Origin of the sequence: Kribbella sp. NPDC059898 (assembly GCF_042730855.1) — a bacterium.
Lineage (GTDB): Bacteria > Actinomycetota > Actinomycetes > Propionibacteriales > Kribbellaceae > Kribbella.
In genome coordinates this window covers 206,084-226,978 of record NZ_JBHWKR010000006.1, presented here as the reverse complement: position 1 = coordinate 226,978, position 20,895 = coordinate 206,084, and the positions used below count along the sequence as shown (strand labels likewise).

General features: G+C 70.3%; 19 protein-coding genes. 8 read left to right on the top strand and 11 right to left on the bottom strand.

Annotated elements, in window-relative coordinates; all coding sequences use genetic code 11:
* Positions 1-30 precede the first annotated feature (30 nt).
* Positions 31-1,143 carry a dipeptidase gene (locus ACFV9C_RS20965; protein WP_380195863.1) on the top strand — a complete coding sequence of 371 codons (1,113 nt, stop codon included), beginning with the start codon at positions 31-33 and terminating at the stop codon, positions 1,141-1,143.
* Here ACFV9C_RS20965 and ACFV9C_RS20960 read toward each other — a convergent pair.
* Complete coding sequence (locus ACFV9C_RS20960; protein ID WP_380195861.1) at positions 1,140-2,006, bottom strand: GNAT family N-acetyltransferase; 867 nt, start codon at positions 2,004-2,006, stop codon at positions 1,140-1,142. The genes ACFV9C_RS20965 and ACFV9C_RS20960 overlap by 4 nt on opposite strands.
* A gap of 90 nt (positions 2,007-2,096) precedes the next feature.
* On the opposite strand from ACFV9C_RS20960, the gene ACFV9C_RS20955 reads away from it, so the two are divergent.
* Positions 2,097-2,399 (top strand): Fe-S cluster assembly protein HesB, encoded by a 303-nt coding sequence (locus ACFV9C_RS20955; protein WP_380195860.1) that lies wholly within the window; start codon positions 2,097-2,099, stop codon positions 2,397-2,399.
* Positions 2,400-2,486: 87 nt separating this feature from the next.
* On the opposite strand, the gene ACFV9C_RS20950 is transcribed toward ACFV9C_RS20955, so the two are convergent.
* Together ACFV9C_RS20950 and ACFV9C_RS20945 are read right to left on the bottom strand one after the other, a co-directional pair.
* On the bottom strand, positions 2,487-4,292 hold the full coding sequence (locus tag ACFV9C_RS20950; RefSeq protein ID WP_380195859.1) for an ABC transporter ATP-binding protein: 1,806 nt from the start codon (positions 4,290-4,292) through the stop codon (positions 2,487-2,489).
* Complete coding sequence (locus ACFV9C_RS20945) at positions 4,289-6,109, bottom strand: ABC transporter ATP-binding protein (protein WP_380195857.1); 1,821 nt, start codon at positions 6,107-6,109, stop codon at positions 4,289-4,291. Before ACFV9C_RS20945 ends, ACFV9C_RS20950 begins: the two co-directional genes overlap by 4 nt.
* A gap of 93 nt (positions 6,110-6,202) precedes the next feature.
* Between ACFV9C_RS20945 and ACFV9C_RS20940 the strand changes: the two genes are divergently transcribed.
* The gene (locus ACFV9C_RS20940; protein ID WP_380195856.1) at positions 6,203-6,844 is read left to right on the top strand and encodes a TIGR03085 family metal-binding protein; all 642 of its coding nucleotides are present in this window, start codon (positions 6,203-6,205) and stop codon (positions 6,842-6,844) included.
* Here ACFV9C_RS20940 and ACFV9C_RS20935 read toward each other — a convergent pair.
* From ACFV9C_RS20935 to ACFV9C_RS20920, 4 genes are read right to left on the bottom strand one after another with little or no spacing between them, the layout of a single operon-like run.
* On the bottom strand, positions 6,830-7,423 hold the full coding sequence (locus tag ACFV9C_RS20935) for a DedA family protein (RefSeq protein ID WP_380195854.1): 594 nt from the start codon (positions 7,421-7,423) through the stop codon (positions 6,830-6,832). The two genes, ACFV9C_RS20940 and ACFV9C_RS20935, sit on opposite strands and share 15 nt — an antisense overlap.
* Positions 7,420-8,184 carry an MBL fold metallo-hydrolase gene (locus ACFV9C_RS20930; RefSeq protein ID WP_380195852.1) on the bottom strand — a complete coding sequence of 255 codons (765 nt, stop codon included), beginning with the start codon at positions 8,182-8,184 and terminating at the stop codon, positions 7,420-7,422. Before ACFV9C_RS20930 ends, ACFV9C_RS20935 begins: the two co-directional genes overlap by 4 nt.
* Entirely contained in the window at positions 8,185-10,290 is a 2,106-nt protein-coding gene (locus ACFV9C_RS20925; RefSeq protein WP_380195851.1) for an alkaline phosphatase family protein, read from the bottom strand.
* A gap of 50 nt (positions 10,291-10,340) precedes the next feature.
* Complete coding sequence (locus tag ACFV9C_RS20920; protein WP_380195849.1) at positions 10,341-11,636, bottom strand: family 43 glycosylhydrolase; 1,296 nt, start codon at positions 11,634-11,636, stop codon at positions 10,341-10,343.
* Between the two features lie 173 nt (positions 11,637-11,809).
* Between ACFV9C_RS20920 and dacB the strand changes: the two genes are divergently transcribed.
* The 5 genes from dacB to ACFV9C_RS20895 all read left to right on the top strand — a co-directional run bounded on the left by dacB (position 11,810) and on the right by ACFV9C_RS20895 (position 17,396).
* Positions 11,810-13,381, top strand: coding sequence for a D-alanyl-D-alanine carboxypeptidase/D-alanyl-D-alanine-endopeptidase (gene dacB / locus ACFV9C_RS20915; protein ID WP_380195848.1), 1,572 nt, complete (start codon positions 11,810-11,812; stop codon positions 13,379-13,381).
* Positions 13,382-13,422: 41 nt separating this feature from the next.
* Positions 13,423-14,373: a GNAT family N-acetyltransferase gene (locus ACFV9C_RS20910; protein WP_380195846.1), complete on the top strand. Its 951-nt coding sequence runs from the start codon at positions 13,423-13,425 to the stop codon at positions 14,371-14,373.
* On the top strand, positions 14,370-15,419 hold the full coding sequence (locus ACFV9C_RS20905) for a GNAT family N-acetyltransferase (RefSeq protein WP_380195844.1): 1,050 nt from the start codon (positions 14,370-14,372) through the stop codon (positions 15,417-15,419). Before ACFV9C_RS20910 ends, ACFV9C_RS20905 begins: the two co-directional genes overlap by 4 nt.
* A gap of 133 nt (positions 15,420-15,552) precedes the next feature.
* The gene (locus ACFV9C_RS20900) at positions 15,553-16,143 is read left to right on the top strand and encodes an ArsR/SmtB family transcription factor (RefSeq protein ID WP_380195843.1); all 591 of its coding nucleotides are present in this window, start codon (positions 15,553-15,555) and stop codon (positions 16,141-16,143) included.
* On the top strand, positions 16,143-17,396 hold the full coding sequence (locus ACFV9C_RS20895; RefSeq protein ID WP_380195841.1) for an MFS transporter: 1,254 nt from the start codon (positions 16,143-16,145) through the stop codon (positions 17,394-17,396). Before ACFV9C_RS20900 ends, ACFV9C_RS20895 begins: the two co-directional genes overlap by 1 nt.
* Here the strand turns inward: ACFV9C_RS20895 and ACFV9C_RS20890 are convergent.
* The 4 genes from ACFV9C_RS20890 to hisF all read right to left on the bottom strand — a co-directional run bounded on the left by ACFV9C_RS20890 (position 17,393) and on the right by hisF (position 20,808).
* Positions 17,393-18,985, bottom strand: coding sequence for an MDR family MFS transporter (locus ACFV9C_RS20890; protein WP_380195839.1), 1,593 nt, complete (start codon positions 18,983-18,985; stop codon positions 17,393-17,395). The genes ACFV9C_RS20895 and ACFV9C_RS20890 overlap by 4 nt on opposite strands.
* The gene (locus ACFV9C_RS20885; protein ID WP_380195837.1) at positions 18,985-19,491 is read right to left on the bottom strand and encodes a MarR family winged helix-turn-helix transcriptional regulator; all 507 of its coding nucleotides are present in this window, start codon (positions 19,489-19,491) and stop codon (positions 18,985-18,987) included. The genes ACFV9C_RS20890 and ACFV9C_RS20885 overlap by 1 nt, the downstream gene beginning before the upstream one ends.
* 103 nt (positions 19,492-19,594) lie before the next feature.
* Positions 19,595-20,050, bottom strand: coding sequence for a MarR family winged helix-turn-helix transcriptional regulator (locus ACFV9C_RS20880; RefSeq protein WP_380195835.1), 456 nt, complete (start codon positions 20,048-20,050; stop codon positions 19,595-19,597).
* Complete coding sequence (hisF, locus tag ACFV9C_RS20875; protein WP_380195833.1) at positions 20,047-20,808, bottom strand: imidazole glycerol phosphate synthase subunit HisF; 762 nt, start codon at positions 20,806-20,808, stop codon at positions 20,047-20,049. Before hisF ends, ACFV9C_RS20880 begins: the two co-directional genes overlap by 4 nt.
* Positions 20,809-20,895 lie beyond the last annotated feature (87 nt).

Genomic DNA, 20,895 nt, shown 5'->3' with positions numbered 1-20,895 from the left:
GGCCGGTGGATTGCTGACAAGATGACCGGCATGACGACGAGTGAGGCGCAGGTTCAGGCGGTGCTGGCGGACCATCCGGTGATCGACGGGCACAACGACCTGCCGATCGCGTTCTACGAGTTGTGCGGGTACGACCTGGACGCGCACGATCTCGCCGGATCGGTGCCGCAGCTGAACACGGACCTGCCGCGGCTGCGGGCCGGGAACGTCGGCGGGCAGTTCTGGTCGCTGTGGGTGCCGCAGGACGAGCACGCCGTACGGCGGACCTTCGAGCAGCTGGACTTCGTCCGGCGACTGGTCGAGCGGTTCCCCGACGACCTGCAGCTCGCGGACACCGCCGACGACGTGGACGCCGCGATCAAGGCCGGCCGGGTCGCGTCGCTGATGGGGATGGAGGGCGGTCACTCGATCGGTGAGTCGCTCGGTGTGCTGCGGGTGATGCGGTCGCTCGGCGTCCGGTACATGACGCTCACGCACAACGACAACGTGTCCTGGGCGGACTCCGCGACCGACGAGCCGGTGCTCGGCGGGCTGAACGAGTTCGGCGAGCAGGTGGTCCGGGAGATGAACCGGATCGGCATGCTGGTCGACCTGTCGCACGTCTCCGCGGACACCATGCGGCACGCGCTCCGGGCGACCGGTGCGCCGGCGATCTTCAGCCACTCGTCGGCCCGCGCGGTCTGCGACGTACCGCGGAACGCGCCGGACGACGTCCTCGAGACGCTGGCCGGCAACGACGGCGTCTGCATGGTGACGTTCGTGCCGATGTTCGTCTCGCCGGCGTACGCCGAGTGGGTGCACGACGCCCAGGCCAAGGCCAAGGAGGCCGGCCTGAACGTCTACGGCCCGGAGCACCGCGCGCAGGTCGAGGAACTGGTCGGCCGCCCGCGGCCGCGGGCCACGCTCGCGGACGTGGTCGCGCACGTCGAGCACGTCCGGGAGGTCGCCGGGATCGACCACATCGGGGTCGGCGGCGACTACGACGGCTGCCCGGACTTCCCGCTGGAGCTGCCGGACGTGGCGTCGTACCCCGTGCTGTTCACGGCCCTGGCCGACCGCGGCTGGAGCTCCGAGGACCTCGGCAAGCTTGCCGGAGGCAACATTCTGCGCGTGCTCCGGGCCGCGGACGACGTGGCTGTCTAAGCGTCCCGGTACTGCGAACGGATCTCGTCCAGGGTCCGCATCCCGGCGGCCTGGTACGTCGCGATCGCGCCGACGTTGGTGCCCGGCGTGACCGTGTAGACGCTGGACGAGCCGAGCTCCCGCAGTGCCCGCGCGCACGCGAGCACCATCGCGGTGCCGTAGCCGCGGCCGCGGTGCAGGTTGTGGACGCCCATCGGCTCGATGTAGCCGGGGCGGCCCGCTCCGGCCGACCACACGGTCGCGGCGGCCACCGACTCGCCGATCTCGTTGCGCAGCACCAGGCACTGCGCGTCCGCGTACGGCAGGCCGTCGGACATCGCGAACCAGCGCTCGTTCGTGAACGTCGACCCGGCGAACGAGGCGCGCTGGACAGCGGTGCGCTCGTGCGCCTCCGCCGCGCCGATCACGTCGACCCGCACACCCGGATCCGGCACCGGGTCGCTGAGGTCGCGGTGGACCGGGACCCACGGGGCGTCCGCCTTCCAGCCGTCCTTGGACAGCAGGTCCTGAACCAGCGCACCCGTCGGCGTCTCGACGTACGCCTTGCCCTCGACCAGCACACCGGTCGCGGGCACGGACACGTCCGCGACGATCCGCCGCGCCAGCTCGTCGTCGCGCAGCAACTCCGGCCTGATCCCCGTCCGCAGCCAGTCCGGCTCGTCCAGCATCCCGACCGCGACGATCTCCCCGTCCCGCCGCCAGATCCGCGTCGCCGCGGCCGTCCGCTCGATCCCGAACCGCCAGAACCACCCCAGATCCCCTGGATGCAGCTGCGACGGGTCGCCGTCCCGGATCCACTCCCGCAGCACCGCCACGACGCTGCCCAGCTCCCCGGTCCCCGCAGTACTCAACTCGATCGCCATCCCCCGATCACACACCATCGCCCGGAGGTTTGTGATTCCGGGTTGCGGGCACGGGGCGGGAGCTATGACAACCGACGGATGGAGTGGGCTGTGCTGACCCTGACTGAGAACGCGACGCTGGTGATCAAGAGCATCACCGGGGTCGAGGGCGCGCCGGCGGGAGCCGGGGTGCGGATCTCGCAGGAGAACCCGGCAGATCCGGCGCTCGCGGTGACCACGACCGAGGCTCCGCAGCCGGGAGACCAGGTCGTCGAGGAGGCCGGTGCCCGGGTCTTCCTCGAGCAGAACGCCGCGAACGCCCTCGACGACAAGATCCTGGATGCGGCGGTGGACGACAAGGGTGGTGTCGAGTTCCTGCTGGTTCCGCAGCCGGGGCCCGCACCGACGGCGTGATCGCGGTACCGAAGAACGGGTAGTACTGGCCGTCCTCGGCCGCCGGCGGCTCACGTTGAGCGTGACCCGAGCTGCCGGCGGCGAGGACTACCCGTTCTTCGGTACGCCGCCCTGCGCCACCCAACTCTCATGCAACCGCGAGTAGACCCCGCCCGCGGACACCAGCCGCGCGTGCGGCCCGCGCTCCACGACGACGCCCTCGTCGAAGACCAGGACCTCGTCCGCGGCCTCGGCCGTCGACAGCCGGTGCGCGATCGTGACCGACGTACGGCCGGCCATCAGCCGCTCGAGCGCCGCGTTCACCCGTACCTCGGTGCCCGGGTCCACCGCCGAGGTCGCCTCGTCGAGCACCAGCAGGTCCGGGTCGGCGATGTTCGCGCGGACCAGCGCGACCAGCTGCCGCTCCCCCGCGGACAGCGACTCGCCGCGCTGACCGACCGGTGAGTCCAGCCCGTCCGGCAGCGACTCCAGCCAGTCCGTCAGCCCGAGCGACTCGAACGCGGCCAGCAGCTCCGCGTCCGTCACTTCGGGCCGCCCGAACCGCACGTTGTCGGCCAGCGACGCGTCGAACAGGTACCCGTCCTGCGGCACCATCACGACCCGCTCCCGCAGCGAGTCGAAGGAGATCTCCCGCGCGTCCACCCCGTCCAGCCGGACCGCCCCGGACGTCGGGTCCATCAGCCGGGTGAGCAGCTTCGCGAACGTCGTCTTGCCGGACCCGGTCTCGCCGACGACCGCGACCCGCCGCCGCGGCTCGATCCGGACGTCGACGTCCCGCAGCACCAGCTCGCCCTCCGGGTACGCGAAGTCGACATCGGCGAACTCCACCGTGATCGGGCCGCGTGCCTGCCGGACGCCGTCCTCGCCCGGGTCCGCGACGTCGGCGGGCGTGGCGATCACGCCGAGCACCCGCCGCCAGCCGGCGAACGCGCTCTGCGCGTCGGTCAGCACCTGCGTCGCGATCTGCACCGGGTCCGAGAACAGCGCGACCAGGAACATGAACGCGAGCAGCTCGCCCAGCGTCGCCTGCTTGTCCACGCCGAGCAGCACGCCGACCGTCAGTACGCCGGCGTTCGCCAGCCCCGCGGCCAGACCGCCGATCGAGAACGTCACACCGGTGATCGTCTGCGCCCGGGTCGCGGTCTTCCGGTAGTCCTCGATCGAGGCGTCGATCCGGTCCTGGGTGCGCTGCTCGATCGCGTACGAGCGGACCACCTGCGCGCCGACCACCGGCTCCGCGATCGCGGACAGCATCTCGCCGACCTTCGCCCGGACCACGCCGTACGCCGCCGACATCGCGCGCTGCAGGTACTTCAGGCTGCCGAACAGCGGGACGAAGCAGAGCAGCACGACCAGCGCGAGCTGCCACGAGTAGAAGAACATCACGATCGTCGCCAGGAACATCTGCCCGATGCTGACCAGGAAGATGAACCCGCCGAACTGCAGGAACTGCGAGACCGTGTCGACGTCGGACGTGACCCGGCTGACCAGTGCGCCGCGGCGCTCGGTGCTCTGGGTCAGCACCGGCAGGTCGTGCACGTGCCGGAACGCCTTGATCCGCATCGTCGCGAGCCCGTGCTCGGAGTTGACCGCGAGCCGCACGGTGGTCAGGTACGAGGCGCCCGCGGTGAGGATCACGCCGAGCGCGCACACCAGGCACATCCAGGCGACGTACGACATGTTCGGGCCGTTCGGGCCGGACAGGCCCTTGTCGATGGTCTGCTGGACGGCGATCGGTACGACGATCCGCCCGGCCGTCATGGTCAGCGCGAGGATCCCGGTCAGCCACCACCCGCGCGCCAGCTCCGGCGAGACCTTCAGGCCCTCCTTGAGGGTCTGCATCCCACCCGCGTTGTCGCCGTGGTCCAGACGACTGGCCTCTGCCGCGCTCACGCCGACACCTCTTCCTCTTCCTCGCGCCGTTCGGCGTCCTTCTCGTACGCGTCCACCAGGTCCCGGTACGCCGGGGTCGACGCCTGCAGCTCGGTGTGCGAGCCGTGCGCCTGGATCCGGCCCTCGTCCAGGAACAGCACCTCGTCGGCGAGCGAGATCGTCGCCTTCCGGTACGCGATCACCAGCACGGTCGTCGCCGCCGCGGCGTCCTCCTGGACGGCGGACCGCAGGCCGGCGAGGATCCGCGCCTCGACCTGCGGGTCGACGGCGCTGGTCGCGTCGTCCAGGATCAGCAGCCGCGGCCGCCGGACCAGTGCGCGGGCCAGCGCGATCCGCTGCCGCTGCCCGCCGGACAGCGTCGTACCGCGCTCGCCGACCTTGGTGTCCAGGCCGTCCGGCAGCGCCTTCACGAAGCTGTCGCCCTGGGCGATCCGGAGCGCGTCCCACACGTCGTCGTCGGTGTACTCGCCACCGAGCGTGATGTTGCCGCGGATCGTGTCGTCGAACAGGAACGCGGTCTGCGCGACCAGTGCGACGGATCCGGCCAGTTCGTCGCGGGCGAGGTCGCGCAGGTCGATGCCGTCGACCTTCACCGCGCCCTGCTCCGGGTCGACCAGCCGGGTCAGCAGCGTGGTCATCGTCGACTTCCCGGCCCCGGTCGGCCCGACGACCGCGACGGTCCTGCCCGGCTCGACGGTGAAGGCCACACCGGCGAGTACGTCGCGCTCCGGGAGGTACCCGAACCGGACGCCGGCCACCTGCAGCCGGGCCGCCTTCGCCGACGTCAGCCGCGCCTCGCCGTACTCCATCCCGCCCTCGGCGGTCAGCACGCGCTGCACCCGGTCCCAGCCGACGACCGACCGCGGAAGCTCGCCGAGCACCCAGCCGAGCGCCCGGATCGGGAACCCGATCAGCGTGAACAGGAACGCCACCTGGACCACGTCACCCGCGTCCGCGCCACCGGATCGAACCCGCCCGACGCCGACCAGGAGGACCGCGAGTACGCCGAGTCGCGGCAGGCCGTCGATCACCGGGTCGAACATGCCGCGGGCCTTGTTCACCGCGATGTTCGCGTCCCGGAGCGCGTACGTCGGACCGCGGAAACGCTCGGTCTCCGCCGCCTCCCGGCCCAGCGTCTTCACCACCAGCGCGCCGTCGAAGGACTCGTGCGCCACCTCGGACACGTCCGCGCGGAGCTGCTGCGCGCGGGTCGCGAGCGGCTGCAGGTACCGCTGGAAGATCACGTTCGCGACGAACACCAGCGGGAACACCAGGCAGCCGACCAGCGCCAGCCAGACGTCCGCGGCGAACATCGCGACGGTCGCGAAGACCAGCATCGCGATCACGCCGATCGCCATCGGCAGCGGCGCGATCACGAACCAGGTCGACTCCACGTCGGCGTTCGCGTTCGACAGCAACATGCCGGTGGAGTGCTGGTGGTGCCACTCGAGCGGGAGCCTCAGGTACTGCCGGGTGACCCGGCGCCGGTACGTCGCCTGCAGCCGGAACTGCATCACGCCCGCGCCGAGCCGGCGGCCGACGACGCCGATCGCGTTCAGGATCGCGATCCCGATGAACAGCGAGATCAGCGCCGCGATCGTGCCGCCGCTGACGTCACCGCGCTCGAAGGCCGGGCGGATCAGGTGGTCGGTGGACCAGCCGAGCGCCCAGCCACCGGCCACGGTCATCCCGCCGTACAACATGCTGGCGAGCACGGACAGCGCGAAGATGCCCGGCTCCTCCCAGATCGCGACCCGCAGCACCCCGAACCCCCGCCGGGTGACGCTGCCCTTGTCGGGGACTTTCGGGACAGGCAAGACTCACTCCAGGCAGACAGGTGCGAACGTGGGACACAGGCATGACAACGATTGACATTCTGCCATTCCCCACCGACAACTACGATCGGATATGTGACCGACTACAGCCGGGTAGAACGACTCGCTCTGTGTGAACTGTTCGACCAGGTCGGACCAGCTGCCCCGACGTTGTGTGAAGGCTGGGACGCCTACGACCTCGCGGTGCACCTGTATGTGCGGGAAGCTGATCCGATGGCCGGGCCGGGGCTGGTGATCTCGGCGTTCGCGGAGACGACCGAGCGCCGGATGAAGCGGGTGAAGGAGCGGTACGGGTTCGCCGAGGTGGTCGGCAAGGTCCGGAGCGGGCCGCCGCGGGCGTCGCTGTTCGCGGTCCCGAAGCTCGGTGCGCAGATCAACACCGGGGAGTACTTCATCCACCACGAGGACGTCCGCCGCGCGCAGCCGTCGTACGAGATCCGCGCGCTGCCGGCCGATCAGCAGGACGGCCTGTGGAAGGGGATCAAGCTGGCGGCGCGGTCGATGGCCCGGAAGTCCCCGACCGGCCTGGTGATCATGCGGCCCGACGGTACGAGCGTCGTCGCGAAGCAGCCGACCGCGCTGGGCTCGATCACGGTGAGCGGTGAGCCCGCCGAGCTGACGCTGTTCTGCAGCGGGCGGCAGGCGGTCGCCGACGTACAGCTCGACGGTGACGCGGAAGCTGTCGAGCAGCTCCGGAACGCGTCATTCGGCCTTTGACGCGGCCTTCGACCGGCGTCGGGCGCGCTGGATCAGGCTGCTGACGACCGTGGTCAGGATGACCAGCACGATCGCCGCCAATACGCCCTGCCACGGCTCGTCGAAGAGCGCGTAGCCGAGCAGGCCGATCGCCATGTAGACCGCGGCCCACAGCGACGAGGCTGCCAGGTCGACAATCGCGAACCGCTCCCAGCGGTACCCGGCGAGCCCCGCCGCGAGCAGCACAGGCACCCGGCCTCCAGGGACCAGCCGGGACGTGAGCAGGACGCCGATCTCGTGCTCGGCCAATCGGTCCCGCAGCGCGTCCAGCGACGCATTGTCGCGCAACCACCCGATCCGCTTCGCGAGCCGCTCACCGCCGAAACGGCAGCCCGCGTACACGATCAGGTCGCCGACGTACGCACCACCGGCACCGGCGATCAGTACACCGACCAGCCCGATCGGGTGGCTGTGCGACGCCAGTACGGCGCCCGCCGACACCGCGGCCCCCGTCGGCAGCACAGGCAGCACCGCACCGATCAGCACAGCCCCGGCCAACGCGAACAGATACCAAAGATCGAACGTGGCGTCGCCGCTCATGCAGGGACCTCGAGGGAATCGCCCGGCGTCAGGACCTCGACCTTCACTCCGGGGTCGACGTCGGTCATCGCGGTCTTGAACCTCTCCCCCGGTGGCAGGAACAGCTCCGGCTTGATCCAGTCGCAGCCGATCGGCCAGAACGTCCCGAAATGTACCGGTACCGCGGTCGCCGCACCGACCCGCCGCACCGCCTCGGCCGCCCGGACCGGGTCCAGGTGGCCCGGGCCGAGCGACGGCCCCCAGCCGCCGACCGGGACGAGCGCGACATCGACCGGCCCGGCCTCGGCCGCGAGACCGTCGTACAGATCGGTGTCCCCGGCGAACCAGACGCTCGGCGAGCTGTCGACCCGGTACCCGACCGCGGGCGCCGAGTACGACGACCACGGCAGCCGGCGGCCGTCGTGGTGGGCGGTGACCACGTCGAGCTGCAGCGACCCGATCTTCAGCTGGTTGCCGGGAGCAACCTCGATGCAGCGGTCCGAGTACAGCGGCCCGCTGTCGGCGTGGATCAGCTTGGCGGCACCGCGCGGCACCACCAGCGCGGCGTCCGGCGAGATGAACGGCAACGACGTCAGATGCAGGTGGTCGGCGTGCAGGTGCGACACCAGGACCGCGTCGCAGTCACCCGCCTCGGGCAGCGGGGCCGGGCCGCGGCGGCGCCGCAGGTGCGCGATCCGCGCGGTCAGCACCGGGTCGGTCAGCAGCCGCGTACCGTTCGCCTCGATCGTCGTGGTGGCATGACCCCACCAGGTGACGCGCATTCAGGCCTCTACCTTCGACTCGACCGGTTCTCGCTGGTCCTTGCGCTGCCCCAGGTTCTCCAGCCAGCCGATCAGCACCTCGTGTACCGCGTCCGAGCCTACGGGAGGCTCGCCGAGCACCCAGCGGCTCGGGTGCACCAGCACCGCCTCGGTCTGCCAGCCACCGATGCCGCCGTGACAGCCGACGAGTTCCTCGAACGCCGCCACCTCGTGGGTGTACTCGTCGAGCCGGCTGACCACGACGAGGTCCCCGTTGTGCGGCATCCCCGCCTGCCGGAGCATCGAGGCGGCGGCGAGTTCGCCGTACGGCGTCAACGGGTCCGCGCCCTCGACCCGCCCGGAGCGCAGCACGTGAACCCCGGCGGCGCCGATCGCGACCGGGCCCTCGGCGAGCGAGTCGACCACCACGAACCCGATGCCGGGATGCGTCGCGAGGCCCGGGATCAGCTTCGGGTGCAGCAGCTCGATCTCCTCCAGCGGCACCCGGCCGGGGGTGGTCGCGAGGTAGATCAGCGCGAGGTTGCCGGACGCGGTGACGACCATCTGCTCGTCCGGGGCGATCGGCGGCTCGCAGTCCTTCGGGCCGAGCTCGACCTCGCCGGTCTTCACGTGCAGCGCCTTCCGGGTCACCGATCCGGCGACGCTGCGGCGCATCGTCAGCTCGGTGAGGAACGCGTTCACCTGGCCCCAGCCTTCGGACTTGCCGACCGCCTGGACCGGCTCCTTGGTGGTGTCGACCAGGTCGTCGACCACCTCGGCGAGCGTGCGCCCGTACCGCTGCAGGAACGTCGACCCCTGGCTCTGGCCGTGGTCGGACAGGACGACGATCTCGTACGAGTGCGGCAGGATCTCGATGATCCGCCGCAGCGCGCCGAGCACCCGGTCCAGGCCCTCCAGCGTCTGCAGCGACTCGGCGCGGGTCGGCCCGGCGTGGTGCGCGACCTCGTCGTAGTCGACGAAGTCGCAGTAGATCACCGGCGTGCCCTTGACCAGCTCGTCGGTGATCAGCGAGACGTTCAGGTCGCGGAGCAGGACGTTGGTGATCGCGCGCACGAAGATGTACCCGCCACCGCGCTTCACCCGCGGGACCAGGTGCCGGACGCGCTGCCGGCGGGCCTGGTGCAGTTCCTTGATCACCTCCGCCACGCACAGGATCAGGCCGCGCGCGGCCCCCTGCGGGCTGGAGAAGAACCGGATGTAGCCGCGGCTGCGGCTGGTCGGCAGGGCGGCCCGGCTGAACACCAGCTCGCACTTCTCGGCGTCGCCGGACCAGTTGTTGCTGATGCTGACGCCGCCGTCCGCGAGCAGCCCGCGCCCGGTCGACATCCGCTTCTCGATCTCCGCCGCGTCCCGGGCCCGGTTGGTCACCATCACCCGGCCGGTCTCCTTCTCGTACCACCGGAACGCCGGGATGTGCAGCGAGCCGCCGTGCAGGATGCCGGCCTGGCTCGCGGGCGTGGTCGCCGGTACGCCGGTGTGCCAGGTCTGCAGCGAGTGGTCGCCGTCCCGGATCCAGCCGCCGAGGTTCGGCAGGTTGCCGGCCAGCACCATCCAGTTCAGCAGCGGCGCGGACAGGCCGTCGATCTGGACGATCAGCATCCCGGTCTTCGGCGCGGGCTGGATCCGCCGGGCGCGGCGGTGCACGACCCGCATCACCTCGGCGACGTACGCGTCGTCACTGCCCGCGTACGCGACCCAGCCGACGAAGGCGCTGATCGACGACATCACGATCGACACCAGCACCGGCGCCTCGACGCCGCCGTGCAGGTCGACGCCGGGGTCGACGGTGATCCCGAGGTACACCACCGCGAACTGCGACAGCAGCCCGCCGACCAGCACGCCGATCGACCCGATCAGGACCGCGATCCCGGCCAGGATCCAGCGCATCAGCACCGAGAACACCGCCAGCAGCACGACCAGCCGGAAGATCGGCAGCCGCCCGTCGCTGCTGATCTGCGGCAGCAGCCAGAACGTGATGGTCAGCGTGATCAGCGACGCGAGCCCGCCGTACAGCATGGCGCCCAGGCCACGTCCGGTACGGCGGAGATCCAGCCATACCGGACGTCGTCGCCGGGTTTTCGACACCTGCTCTGGTGGTTTCGCCATCGCCTGCTTCCCCGTAGTACTTGTGCAGTACGAGACTACGGGGTCAGGCCTTACTGCACTTCGAGGTAGTCGACCTCCGTGTACAAGTTGCCTTTGGTCAGCCGGATCGTGTTCCAGCCGGCGTTCAGCGTCACGGGGACGGCGCTCTCGTGCCAGTTGTCCCACCCGGTGACCGGGTAGCTGACCGAGCCGGCGTTGTTGCCATTGACAACGAGACCGTGGCTGGCGGTAGACGCCGATCCGTTGGCGTACCCGACGTACAGCGTGTAACTGCCCGCGACCGGCGCGAACACGGTGTTCTCCACCCACGAGTCGGCGTAGTCGATGTACGCGACCACCTTCCCGTCCGACGCGCCGGCCGCGTTCGCGCGGACCGTGCAGTGGTTGAGCGTCCCGCGCTCAGCCTCGTACCGGACCCGGCTGCCGCGGACCACCGGGTAGTCGTTCGCGTACCCGACGTCCGCGACATACAGGTGCCGGGCGCCGTTCACCCAGCCGTGCAGGAACACCTTGTCACCGACGAAGTCCGCGCCGCCCGGCCCGCAGACGTGGCTGTCGAACGTCGCGGTCGTCATCAACGGCCGGTACGCCGTGGTCCACGGCCCGCTGAGGCTTGTCGAGGTCGCGTACGACGTGAGGTAGTTGCAGTCGTTGTACCCGCCGCCGGAGAAGTAGAGCACGTACTGCGAGCCGCGCTGCACCAGGTCGGGCGCCTCGATGATGCCGCTCGACGTCAGCATCGCGGTGTTGCCGCCGACCAGCGTCTGGCCGTTGTTCGCGGTCTTGGTCAGCCAGAGCGTCGACGGCTGGCTGACCGCGTTGCCGTCGTTCTTCCAGACCAGGTACCGGGTGCCGTCGTTCGCGACGAACGTGTTCGGGTCGATCGCGCCGCCGATGTCGAGCGGGCAGATCAACGGCGCCGTACCGACGGGCTGGAACGGGCCGAGCGGGCTGGTGGCAGTGGCGACGCCGATGCACTGCCGGCCGGACGCCTTGTGCCAGGCGGTGTAGGTGAGCGTGTAGGTGCCGTCCGGGTTCGGGTAGACGTCCGGTGCCCAGGTGCGGCCGGGCTGCGCCCAGGCGCTGGACGGGCCGCCGGGCATCGCGTCGCCGCGGATCGTCCACGGGCCGTCGGCGCTCGGTGCGGAGGCGACCGGGACGGTGCCGCGGCTGCCGTTGGTGGCGTACGCGTACCAGGTGCCGTTCTGCTCGAAGACGTCCGGGTCGGGGAAGTTCTCGCCGATGATCTCGCTCGGGAAGACGGCTCCGGCGTCTGCCTGCGCCGGCACGGACAGGAACGTGGTCAAGCTCAGGGCGGCCACCAAGGCCGCCAGAAGTCGTCGCATGGGTGACTCCTCAGGTGGGGGCGGATACCTGCGACTCCCACTTTTACATCGATTCACCTGAAACACACCAGGGAATGAAGGAAGGAAAGAAAGGGAAGTTAGGGGTGGACCCTGAAGATTCGGAGGTGGAGACTCCCGCTAGTTGATTTCCGCCTGGATCAAGGGAGTGTCTCGTGAGTCTTTTACCGAGAGTGTCGGGGCGCGGGATGGTGGCCGCCGTGGCCGCGGTCGCCGCGGTCGCCGGCGGCTTCGTCGGGCAGTCCGCGGCGACGCCGGCCGCCGTACAAGCGACGCCACTGCAGCAACGGCTGGACAGCCTGCTGAACGACAGCCGGTACGACGGTTCGCAGGTCGCGCTGGTGGTGCGCGACGCGAGCACCGGCGAGACCCTGTACGACAAGAACGGCGCCGAGCGACTGCTGCCCGCGTCGAACACCAAGCTGTTCACCTCGACGGCCGCGATGCACACGCTCGGCCCGTCGTACCGCTTCCACACCGACGTCCTCGCCACCGCACCCGTCCGCGGTGGACAGTTGCTCGGTGACCTCTACCTCAAGGGGTACGGCGACCCGACCGCGCTCGAGTCGGACTACGCCGGCCTCGCGAAGCAGCTGAAGGCGGCCGGTGTCCGCCGGGTCTTCGGCAACCTGGTCGCGGACGACACGTACTTCGACCACGTCCGGCTCGGCGACAGCTGGGCCTGGGACGACGAGCCGTACTACTACAACGCCCAGATCTCCGCGCTGACGCTGGCGCCGAACACCGACTACGACTCCGGTACGGCGATCGTCGAGACCCGTCCGGGTGCCGCCGCCGGTGCTCCGGCGAAGCTCGACCTAGTGCCCGCGAACGGCGTACTGAAGCTGGTCAACACCGCGACCACCGGCGCGGCCGGCTCCGCGAACACGATCAGCGTCGACCGCGACCACGGCACGAACGTCGTCCGGATCACCGGGTCGATGCCGTTCGGGTCCGCGGTCGAGCAGGACTGGGTGACCGTCTGGGAGCCCGAGCTGTACGCCGCCGACGTGTTCCGCCGGGCGCTCGCGGCGCAGGGCATCACGGTGCAGGGGAAGATCGAGAACGCGGCGACACCGGCCGGCGCGACCCGGCTCGCCCGGGACGAGTCGATGACGGTCGGCGAACTGATGACGCCGTTCCTCAAGCTCTCCAACAACATGCACGCCGAGACACTGGTCAAGATGATGGGCGCGGTCGCGGAGGCAGACGGCAGCTGGTCGTCCGGGCTCGACGTGGTGACGAAGTACGCCAAGACGCTCGGCGTCGACACCAGCCGGATCCGGCTGTCCGACGGCTCGGGGCTGTCCCGCAAGGTGAATGTCACCGCCGACTCGGTCACCGACGTACTGATCGGAGCGCAAAAGGAGTCGTGGTGGAAGCAGTGGTACGACGCGCTGCCGATCGCGGGCAACCCGGACCGGTTCGTCGGCGGGACGCTGCGCAGCCGGATGCAGAACACGCCGGCCGCGAACAACCTGCACGGCAAGACCGGCTCGCTCACGGGCGTCACCGCGCTGTCCGGGTACGTCACGAACAAGGACGGCCGGAAGCTCGTGTTCTCGATGATCAGCAACAACTACCTGGTCAGTCCGCGTTCGATCGAGGACGCGGTCGGCGTGACGCTCGCGTCGTGGTCCGACCAGGCTCCTCCGCCGGCCGCTGTCGTCGCGCCGTTCAAGGCGGCTTCGCCTGCGTGTGAGTCGGAGTGGGACAAGGCCTGCTAATCCGTTCGACAGGTGCGGCGGTCATTCACCACGATGGGCGAATGACCGCCGTACTGCCTGACAGGTACTCCGTGCGCCCACCGTCGAAGGCGGACGCGCGGGCACTCCTCGAGTTGGTGTCCGACTACAACACGTCGGTCGTCGGCTTCGCCGACTACACCCTGCAGGATGCGGAGGACCAGCTCACCGAGCCCGGCTTCGAACCCGCGACCGACGGCTGGCTGGTGTTCGACGGGGATCGCCTGGCCGGGTACGCGGCGGTGTTCGGCAAGGGCGATCACCGCCAGCTGGACGCCGACGTGGTCACCACCGACCTCGCTGCGGAGGCCTACCTCCTCGCGGAGATCCTGCGGCGGACGGCGGAGTTCGCTCGAAGCTACGGGCATTCTTCGGTCCAGCTCGACGCCGTCAATTACCGGGCCGACATCGCCCGTGCAGCACGTCTGGCCGGTTACGGGTTCGCTCCGGGGACAACCTTCCATCGGATGCGGATCGACCACCACGGGGCGGTTGCCGCCCCGGAGGTTCCTGCGGGGGTTGTGGTGCGGCGGGGCGCTCCGGACGAGGCGAGCCGGCGGGCGGCGCATGCCGTGTTGAACGCTGCCTTCGACGGGCAGTTCGGGTTCACGCCGCGGTCGTTCGAGGAGTGGCAGGCGGCGCAGGAGAACCACTCGGCGTTCGACTGGTCGCAGCTGACGGTGCTGGAGGTCGACGGCGAGGCGGTCGCGATGCTGTCCGCGAACGACCAGTTCGTCGAGGACGAGGACTGCGGGTACGTCGGGCGGCTCGCCGTACTGGAGAAGGCGCGCGGGAAAGGGCTGGCGAAGTTCCTGCTGCGGGACCAGTTCGCGGTGGACGCGGCGAACGGGCGGGCCGGGACGATCCTGCACGTCGACACGAACAACCCGACGCCGGCACTCGGCGTGTACCTGTCCGTCGGGATGCGGGCCGTGCTCGTCATGGAGGTCTGGCGGCTCGAGGTCGCGGTATGAGCCTGCCCGACGGCTACACCTGGCGGCCGATGCGGCTGGACGACGCGCCGCTGATCGCCGAGCGGTCCGCCGCCTACACGTCCGCCCTCCTGGGCTTCGCGAAACACAGCCCTGAAGACGTCGCCAACTACCTGCGCGACCCCGGCACGAATCCGGCCACCGACGGCTGGGTGGTCTTCGGACCGGACGGTTTCGCCGGGTCGGCCACGGCGGTCCCGATCACCGGCGGCTCGCACATCGTCGTCGACATCCTCAGCACCGAGCCGCCCGTCCTCAACTGGCTGCTGCAGAAGGCGGAAGAACGCGCAACCGCAGCCTCCGCGCCCCCCGCCCTCGCCCCCGCCGCGCCCCTCGCCGTCACCCCCGCCGCCACGCCCGCCGTCACCCCCGCCGCCCCGCCCGCCGTCACCCCCGCCGCCCCGCCCGCCGTCACCCCCGCCGCCGGCCGCGGAGCGGCCGTGCTTCGGGTTGGGGCGATTCAACAGGACCAGCTGTTGCCGGCCGTCCTCACCGCGCGCGGGTATGCGATCGGGACCTCCGTCCACCGGATGCGGATCACCTTCGACGGCCCGGTGGCGGAACCCGCGGTGCCGGACGGGATCGTCGTACGGCGAGGTGCTCCGGACGAGGCGAGCCGGCGGGCGGCGCACGCCGTACTGCTGGAGGCGTTCGCGGAGCAGCCCGGGACGCTGCCGCGGCCGTACGACGAGTGGGTGGCGTCGCGGGAGAGCCGGTCGACGTTCGACTGGTCGCAGGTGACGATCCTGGAGCTGGACGGGCAGGCGGTCGCGATGACCGAGTGCAACGACAACTTCGTCGGCACGGACAACTGCGGGTACGTCGGCCGCCTCGCTGTCGTCTCGTCCGCCCGCGGCCGCGGACTGGCCAAGTATCTGCTGCGCAACGCCTTCGCCGCCGATGCCGCGGCCGGCCACTCCGGCACGATCCTGCACGTCGACACCAACAACCCCACCCCCGCGGTCGCCCTGTACACCACCGTGGGCATGCGCCCCGACCTGATCAGCGACATCTGGACCCTGGGCTAACGACAGGAGGTAGTCGCCCTTGGGCCTCGATTCTGACCTTCGGTGAGCGTCACAGGCAACGGCGAGCGCGACCACTTCCTGTCGTTAGCCGTAGAACCTTGCCGCCGGAGATCTGAGAGACTACTCTCGAAACATGTCTCTCAGAAATCCGTACGGCGATTTCGAGATCACCGACCCGCAGGCGATGCGTGCGCTCGCCCACCCGGTCCGGCTCGCCGCGCTCAGCTACCTGCAGGGCAACAGCCCGGCGACGGCCACGCAGCTGTCCGAACACGTCGGTGCCTCCCCCTCGGTGACGAGTTGGCACCTGCGGCACCTGGCGCAGTTCGGCCTGGTGAAGGACGGCCCGCCGCCGAGCGGCTCGGACAAACGGCAACGGTGGTGGTACGCCGCGTCCCGCGGGTTCCGCTACCAGATGCCGGACACCCCGGAAGGCGCCGAGGCCGGCCGGCTGCTGCGGACCGAGATCATGAACCAGGCGCTCGAGGCCGCGCAGCACTGGCTGGTCGAGACCGAGCCGAACCTCGACCCGGAGTGGAGCCGGCGGGCCGGGTCGGCGAACACGTTGCTGGTCGTCACCCCGGCCGAGGCGGACGCGCTCGAGTCCGCGATCGAGCAACTGCTGGCGCCGTACGTCCAGCGCCGCGACGCCGGCGACGTACCGCCGGACGCGCGGCCGGTCCGGCACCTGCGGATCTCCTTGCCTGAAGCAACGGACGCCTGATGGCCACGCTCGCCGCCACGAGCCTCTGGCGGGACGCCCGGTTCCGCCGATTCTGGTCCGCGCAGGGCGTGTCCGAGTTCGGCGACCGGATCACCGAGCTGGCGCTGCCGCTGATCGCGGTCACGATGCTGGACGCCTCCCCCAGCCAGGTCGGTTTCCTGACCGCGGCGGTCTGGCTGCCGAACATCGCGTCGCTGTTCATCGGCACCTGGGTCGACCACCGCCGCGACAAGCGCCCGCTGATGATCGCCGCCGACCTCACCCGGACGGTCCTGCTGCTCACGCTGCCGGTCGCCTACTGGTTCGGGTTCCTTGCCCTCGGCCACTTGTACGCGATCGCGGTCCTGGCCGGTACGGCGCATGTCGTGTTCAACACCGCGAACGCGTCGTTCTTCGTCCGGCTGGTGGAGCGCGAGCAGTTCCTGGAGGCGAACAGCAAGCTGTCCGCGACCCGGTCGATCTCGTTCATGGGCGGGCCGGCCGTCGCGGGCCTGCTGGTGCAGTGGCTGAGCGCGCCGCTCGCGATCGTCGTCGACGCCTTCACGTTCGTGTTCTCGGCGGTGCAGCTCGCCCGGCTGAAGATCGACCCGGGCCCGGCGGAGGAGTCCGGCGAGCCGATCCTGCGCCGGGCAGCGGCCGGGATGCGTTACGTGCTGAAGCATCCGTACATCAGCCGCAGCCTGGGCTGCGCGACCACGGTGAACTTCTTCAACCTGATGAGTACGGCGCTGCTCGTGCTGTTCGCGAGCCGCATCCTCGGGCTGTCGGCCGGGGTCATCGGCCTGGCGTTCGGGATCGGCGCGTCGGGCGGCCTGCTCGGTGCGGTCAGCGCCTCGCCGCTCAGCCGCCGGTTCGGCGCCGGCCCGGTGATCGCGTTCGGCGCTGTGGTCTTCCCGTGCTCGATCGCGATCGCCGCCCTGGCGAACGGCCCGCTGTGGGTGAAGGCGGTCGCGCTGGCGGCGGCCGAGTTCGTCGGGGCGTTCGCGGTCATGTGCTTCGACGTACCGCTGAACGCTTTGCAGGCCGTGGTCTGCCACGACCACATGCGCAGCCGGGTGGCGGGCGCGTTCAGCAGCATCAACTACGGCATCAGGCCGCTCGGCGCGGTCGCCGGAGGGTTCCTCGGCACCTGGATCGGTGTCCGCGAAACCCTCCTCGTTTCCGCCGCCGGCGGCCTGTTGTCCGTCGTGTGGCTGATCGGCTCACCGATCATCCGCACCCGCGAACTGACCGGCCTGGAGCCGCCCGACTAGTCCTCGACCAGCTCCTCGACGGGGGCGACCTTCGCGACCGTCTTGCGGAGCGGGACCTCCTTGATGAACACGACCGCGATCAGGCTGACCACCGCACACGCGGCCGCGATCAGGAAGATCCGCCCGGTGGCGTCGCCGTACGCGTGCCGGACCAAGGCGGCCAATTGCGGCGGCAGGTTCTTCACGTCGAGCAGGCTGGTGCTGCCGGAGCCGCTCTCCTGCAGCTTGCGCGCGGCCTCGGGGCCGTTCGGTCCGGCGAGTACGCCGGCCACGATCAGGGTCTTGACCCGCGCGGCGAGCACCGCACCGAGTGCCGAGACGCCGACCGCACCGCCGAGGCTGCGGAAGAACGCGACGGTCGCGGACGAGGCGCCGATCTGCGTGACGTCGACGGTGTTCTGGACGGCGAGCACCAGGTTCTGCATGGTCATCCCCATGCCGAGGCCCATCGCCAGCATGCCGAGTCCGACGTACCAGTAGGGGGTGCTGTGGTCGATCGTGCCGAGGATCAGCAGGCCGGCGAGCAGCAGGATGCCGCCGGAGACCAGGTATCGCTTCCACTTGCCGTAGCGGGTGATCAGCTGACCCGAGCCGGCCGAGCCGACGAACGAGCCGAGCATCATCGGGATCGTCAGCAGACCGGCCTCGGTCGGGCTGTACCCGCGGGCGATCTGGAAGTACTGGCCGAGGAACAGCGCGCTGCCGAACATCGCGACACCGACCGACAGGCTGGCCACGATCGCCAGCGCGGTGGTGCGCTCCCGCACCACCTTCAGCGGGACGAGCGGCTCGGCGACCCGGTTCTCCACCAGTACGGCGAGGAAGCCGGCGAGCAGCGTTCCGCCGACGAAGAGCGCCGACTCCCAGGACATCCACGCGAAGTCGGTCCCGGCGAAGCTGACCCAGAGCAGCGGCAGGCTGGCCGCGATGCTGATCAGGACCGCGCCGAGGTAGTCGATCTGGACCTTGCGCTTGAGCACCGGCAGGTGCAGGTATTTCTGCAGGATCACCAGGCTGACCACGGCCAGCGGGACGCAGACGTAGAAGCACCAGCGCCAGCCGAGCCACGAGGTGTCGACGATGACGCCGCCGATCAGCGGGCCACTAACGGTCGCGACCGCCATCACGGCACCCATGTAACCGGAGTATCGGCCCCGCGACCGGGGTGGGATCGCGGCGCCGATGATGGCCTGGGCGAGCGCCATCAGACCGCCCATCGCGAGACCCTGGAGGACCCGGGCACCGATCAGGAACGGCACGTTGTGGGACAGGCCGGCCAGCGCGGACCCGATCACGAAGACCGAGATCGCCACCTGGACCAGCAGTTTCTTGCTCACCAGGTCCGACAGCTTGCCCCAGATCGGCGTGGACACCGTGGTGGCCAGGAGGCTCGCGGTGAGGACCCACGTGTACTGCGTCTGGGTGCCTTCGAGGTCCGCGATGATCGTCGGCAGGGCGTTGCTGACGATGGTCGAGCTCAGCATCGCCGTGAACAGCGCGGCGAGCAGGCCGATCAGGATCTCGAGGATCTCGCGGTGGGTGAGTTCCGGCGCAGCGGGCGTCTGCTGCCGGGTCTCGGTGACAGTCATTACTCTCCAGTCTTGGGGCTTTGCCTCACGAGTTTGTTGGCCTCGGTGATCGCGATCGCCACGCGCTGCATCGTTGCTGCGGCGGCTGTCATCGCGTCGTCGTCGAGGTCTGCCAACGCGGTTCTGAGTTGCCGGGTGTAGGCGGAGTACATGGCCTCCAGCCGGGCCTTGCCCTCGGCCGAGAGGCTGACCAGCCCGACCCGGGCATCGGCGGGATCCGGCCGACGGCTCACCAGTCCGTCGGCCTCCAGCGCGGTCAACTGCCGGCTCACCACCGACGCGTCGACGCCGAGCTTGCCGGCGATCTCGCCGCCACGTTGCTCGCCGTCCTTCATCAGCACCTTGAGCACGCTCGCGTCGGACCGGCGCAGTCCGCCGTCGCCGCTGAGGTGCCGGTGCTCGATACAGCGGACGGCCCGGATCAGGGAGCTGACTCCCTCGAGCAACTCCTGAGCCGCCGCATCCCGCTCTACCCCGGGGACAAGGGGTTGCTGAGCTAGTTGCATAACCCAACTATATACACGGATAGTTGGTTTCCACAACCATATGCGCAGGATGTGGATCAGTGGTTACTACCGGTGAGATCGACGGCTCAGCCGGGGTCGGTGTTCAGCCGAGGTCGGTGTTGAGCCGGCCGAGGAGGCGGCCGAGGTCGGCGAGGTCGGTGGGGTTCCAGCGGTCGAGGATCGCGCGGAACTCGGTCTGCCGCTGGGTGCGCATCGCCTCGTAGCGCTCGGCGCCGGACGTGGTCAGCCGGAGCAGGCGGGCGCGGCCGTCGTCCGGGTCGCCGATGCGCTCGATCAGCCCGAGGTTCTCCAGTTGCGTGATGCCGCGGCTGACCGTGGACTTGTCGAGACCGAGGACATGCGCCACGTCCGACGCGCGAACGCCCGTACCGGCACCGAGCTCGATCTGGGAGATCAGCGCGTAGCCGGCCGCGTCCATCTCCGGGTGCACCCGCCGGGCGAGCCGCAGCGACGCGGACCGGGACCGGCGGAACAGCGCCGACAGCTCCAGCTCGATCGCCGCGACCAGTTCCTCCGAGTGCTCCACCGTCGTACTCACCGCACCACGATCCCGGCGTCCCGGAGCGCCTGCTTCACGGCCGCGATCCGGAAGTCGCCGAAGTGGAACACACTGGCCGCGAGCACCGCGTCCGCACCGGCCTGCACCGCGGGCGGGAAGTGCTCCGGCGCCCCCGCTCCCCCGCTGGCGATCAGCGGTACGTCGACCACCGCGCGGACCGCCTTGATCAGCTCCAGGTCGAAGCCCTGCCTCGTGCCGTCGGCGTCCATCGAGTTCAGCAGGATCTCGCCCGCGCCGAGCTCGCAGCCGCGCTGCGCCCACTCGATCGCGTCCAGCCCGGCGGACCGCCGTCCGCCGTGGGTCGTGACCTCGAACCCGCTCGGCTGCTCGGCGGACCGCCGTACGTCGAGCGACAGCACCAGCACCTGGTTGCCGAACCGGTGCGCGATCTCGCGGATCACCTCGGGCCGCGCGATCGCGCCGGTGTTGATCCCGACCTTGTCGGCGCCCGCCCGGAGCAGCCGGTCGACGTCGGCCGCCTCCCGGATCCCGCCGCCGACGGTCAGCGGGATGAAGACCTGCTCGGCGGTCCGGCGGACCACGTCGTACGTCGTCTCGCGGGAGCCCGAGGACGCGGTGATGTCGAGGAAGGTGAGCTCGTCGGCGCCCTCGGCGTCGTACACCTGCGCCATCTCGACCGGGTCGCCCGCGTCGCGCAGGTCGGCGAAGTTGACGCCCTTGACCACGCGGCCGGCGTCGACGTCCAGACAGGGAATCACTCGTACGGCAAGGCTCACGCGGCCAAGCGTAGGGCATGTCTCCTGATCCCCCGCCGTAGCGAGGAGGTGCTCGGTGCGGTAGCTCGCCGCGCCGAGTGCCCCGCA

What these genes read in the sequence shown, in the direction of transcription:
- ACFV9C_RS20965 (WP_380195863.1), top strand. Translation starts at nt 31, where the DNA reads ATGACGACGAGTGAGGCGCAGGTTCAGGCGGTGCTGGCGGACCATCCG.
- ACFV9C_RS20910 (WP_380195846.1), top strand. Translation starts at nt 13,423, where the DNA reads ATGACCGCCGTACTGCCTGACAGGTACTCCGTGCGCCCACCGTCGAAG.
- ACFV9C_RS20920 (WP_380195849.1), bottom strand. Translation starts at nt 11,636, where the DNA reads ATGCGACGACTTCTGGCGGCCTTGGTGGCCGCCCTGAGCTTGACCACG.
- ACFV9C_RS20900 (WP_380195843.1), top strand. Translation starts at nt 15,553, where the DNA reads ATGTCTCTCAGAAATCCGTACGGCGATTTCGAGATCACCGACCCGCAG.
- ACFV9C_RS20935 (WP_380195854.1), bottom strand. Translation starts at nt 7,423, where the DNA reads ATGAGCGGCGACGCCACGTTCGATCTTTGGTATCTGTTCGCGTTGGCC.
- ACFV9C_RS20960 (WP_380195861.1), bottom strand. Translation starts at nt 2,006, where the DNA reads ATGGCGATCGAGTTGAGTACTGCGGGGACCGGGGAGCTGGGCAGCGTC.
- ACFV9C_RS20930 (WP_380195852.1), bottom strand. Translation starts at nt 8,184, where the DNA reads ATGCGCGTCACCTGGTGGGGTCATGCCACCACGACGATCGAGGCGAAC.
- ACFV9C_RS20905 (WP_380195844.1), top strand. Translation starts at nt 14,370, where the DNA reads ATGAGCCTGCCCGACGGCTACACCTGGCGGCCGATGCGGCTGGACGAC.
- ACFV9C_RS20925 (WP_380195851.1), bottom strand. Translation starts at nt 10,290, where the DNA reads ATGGCGAAACCACCAGAGCAGGTGTCGAAAACCCGGCGACGACGTCCG.
- ACFV9C_RS20890 (WP_380195839.1), bottom strand. Translation starts at nt 18,985, where the DNA reads ATGACTGTCACCGAGACCCGGCAGCAGACGCCCGCTGCGCCGGAACTC.
- ACFV9C_RS20895 (WP_380195841.1), top strand. Translation starts at nt 16,143, where the DNA reads ATGGCCACGCTCGCCGCCACGAGCCTCTGGCGGGACGCCCGGTTCCGC.
- ACFV9C_RS20885 (WP_380195837.1), bottom strand. Translation starts at nt 19,491, where the DNA reads ATGCAACTAGCTCAGCAACCCCTTGTCCCCGGGGTAGAGCGGGATGCG.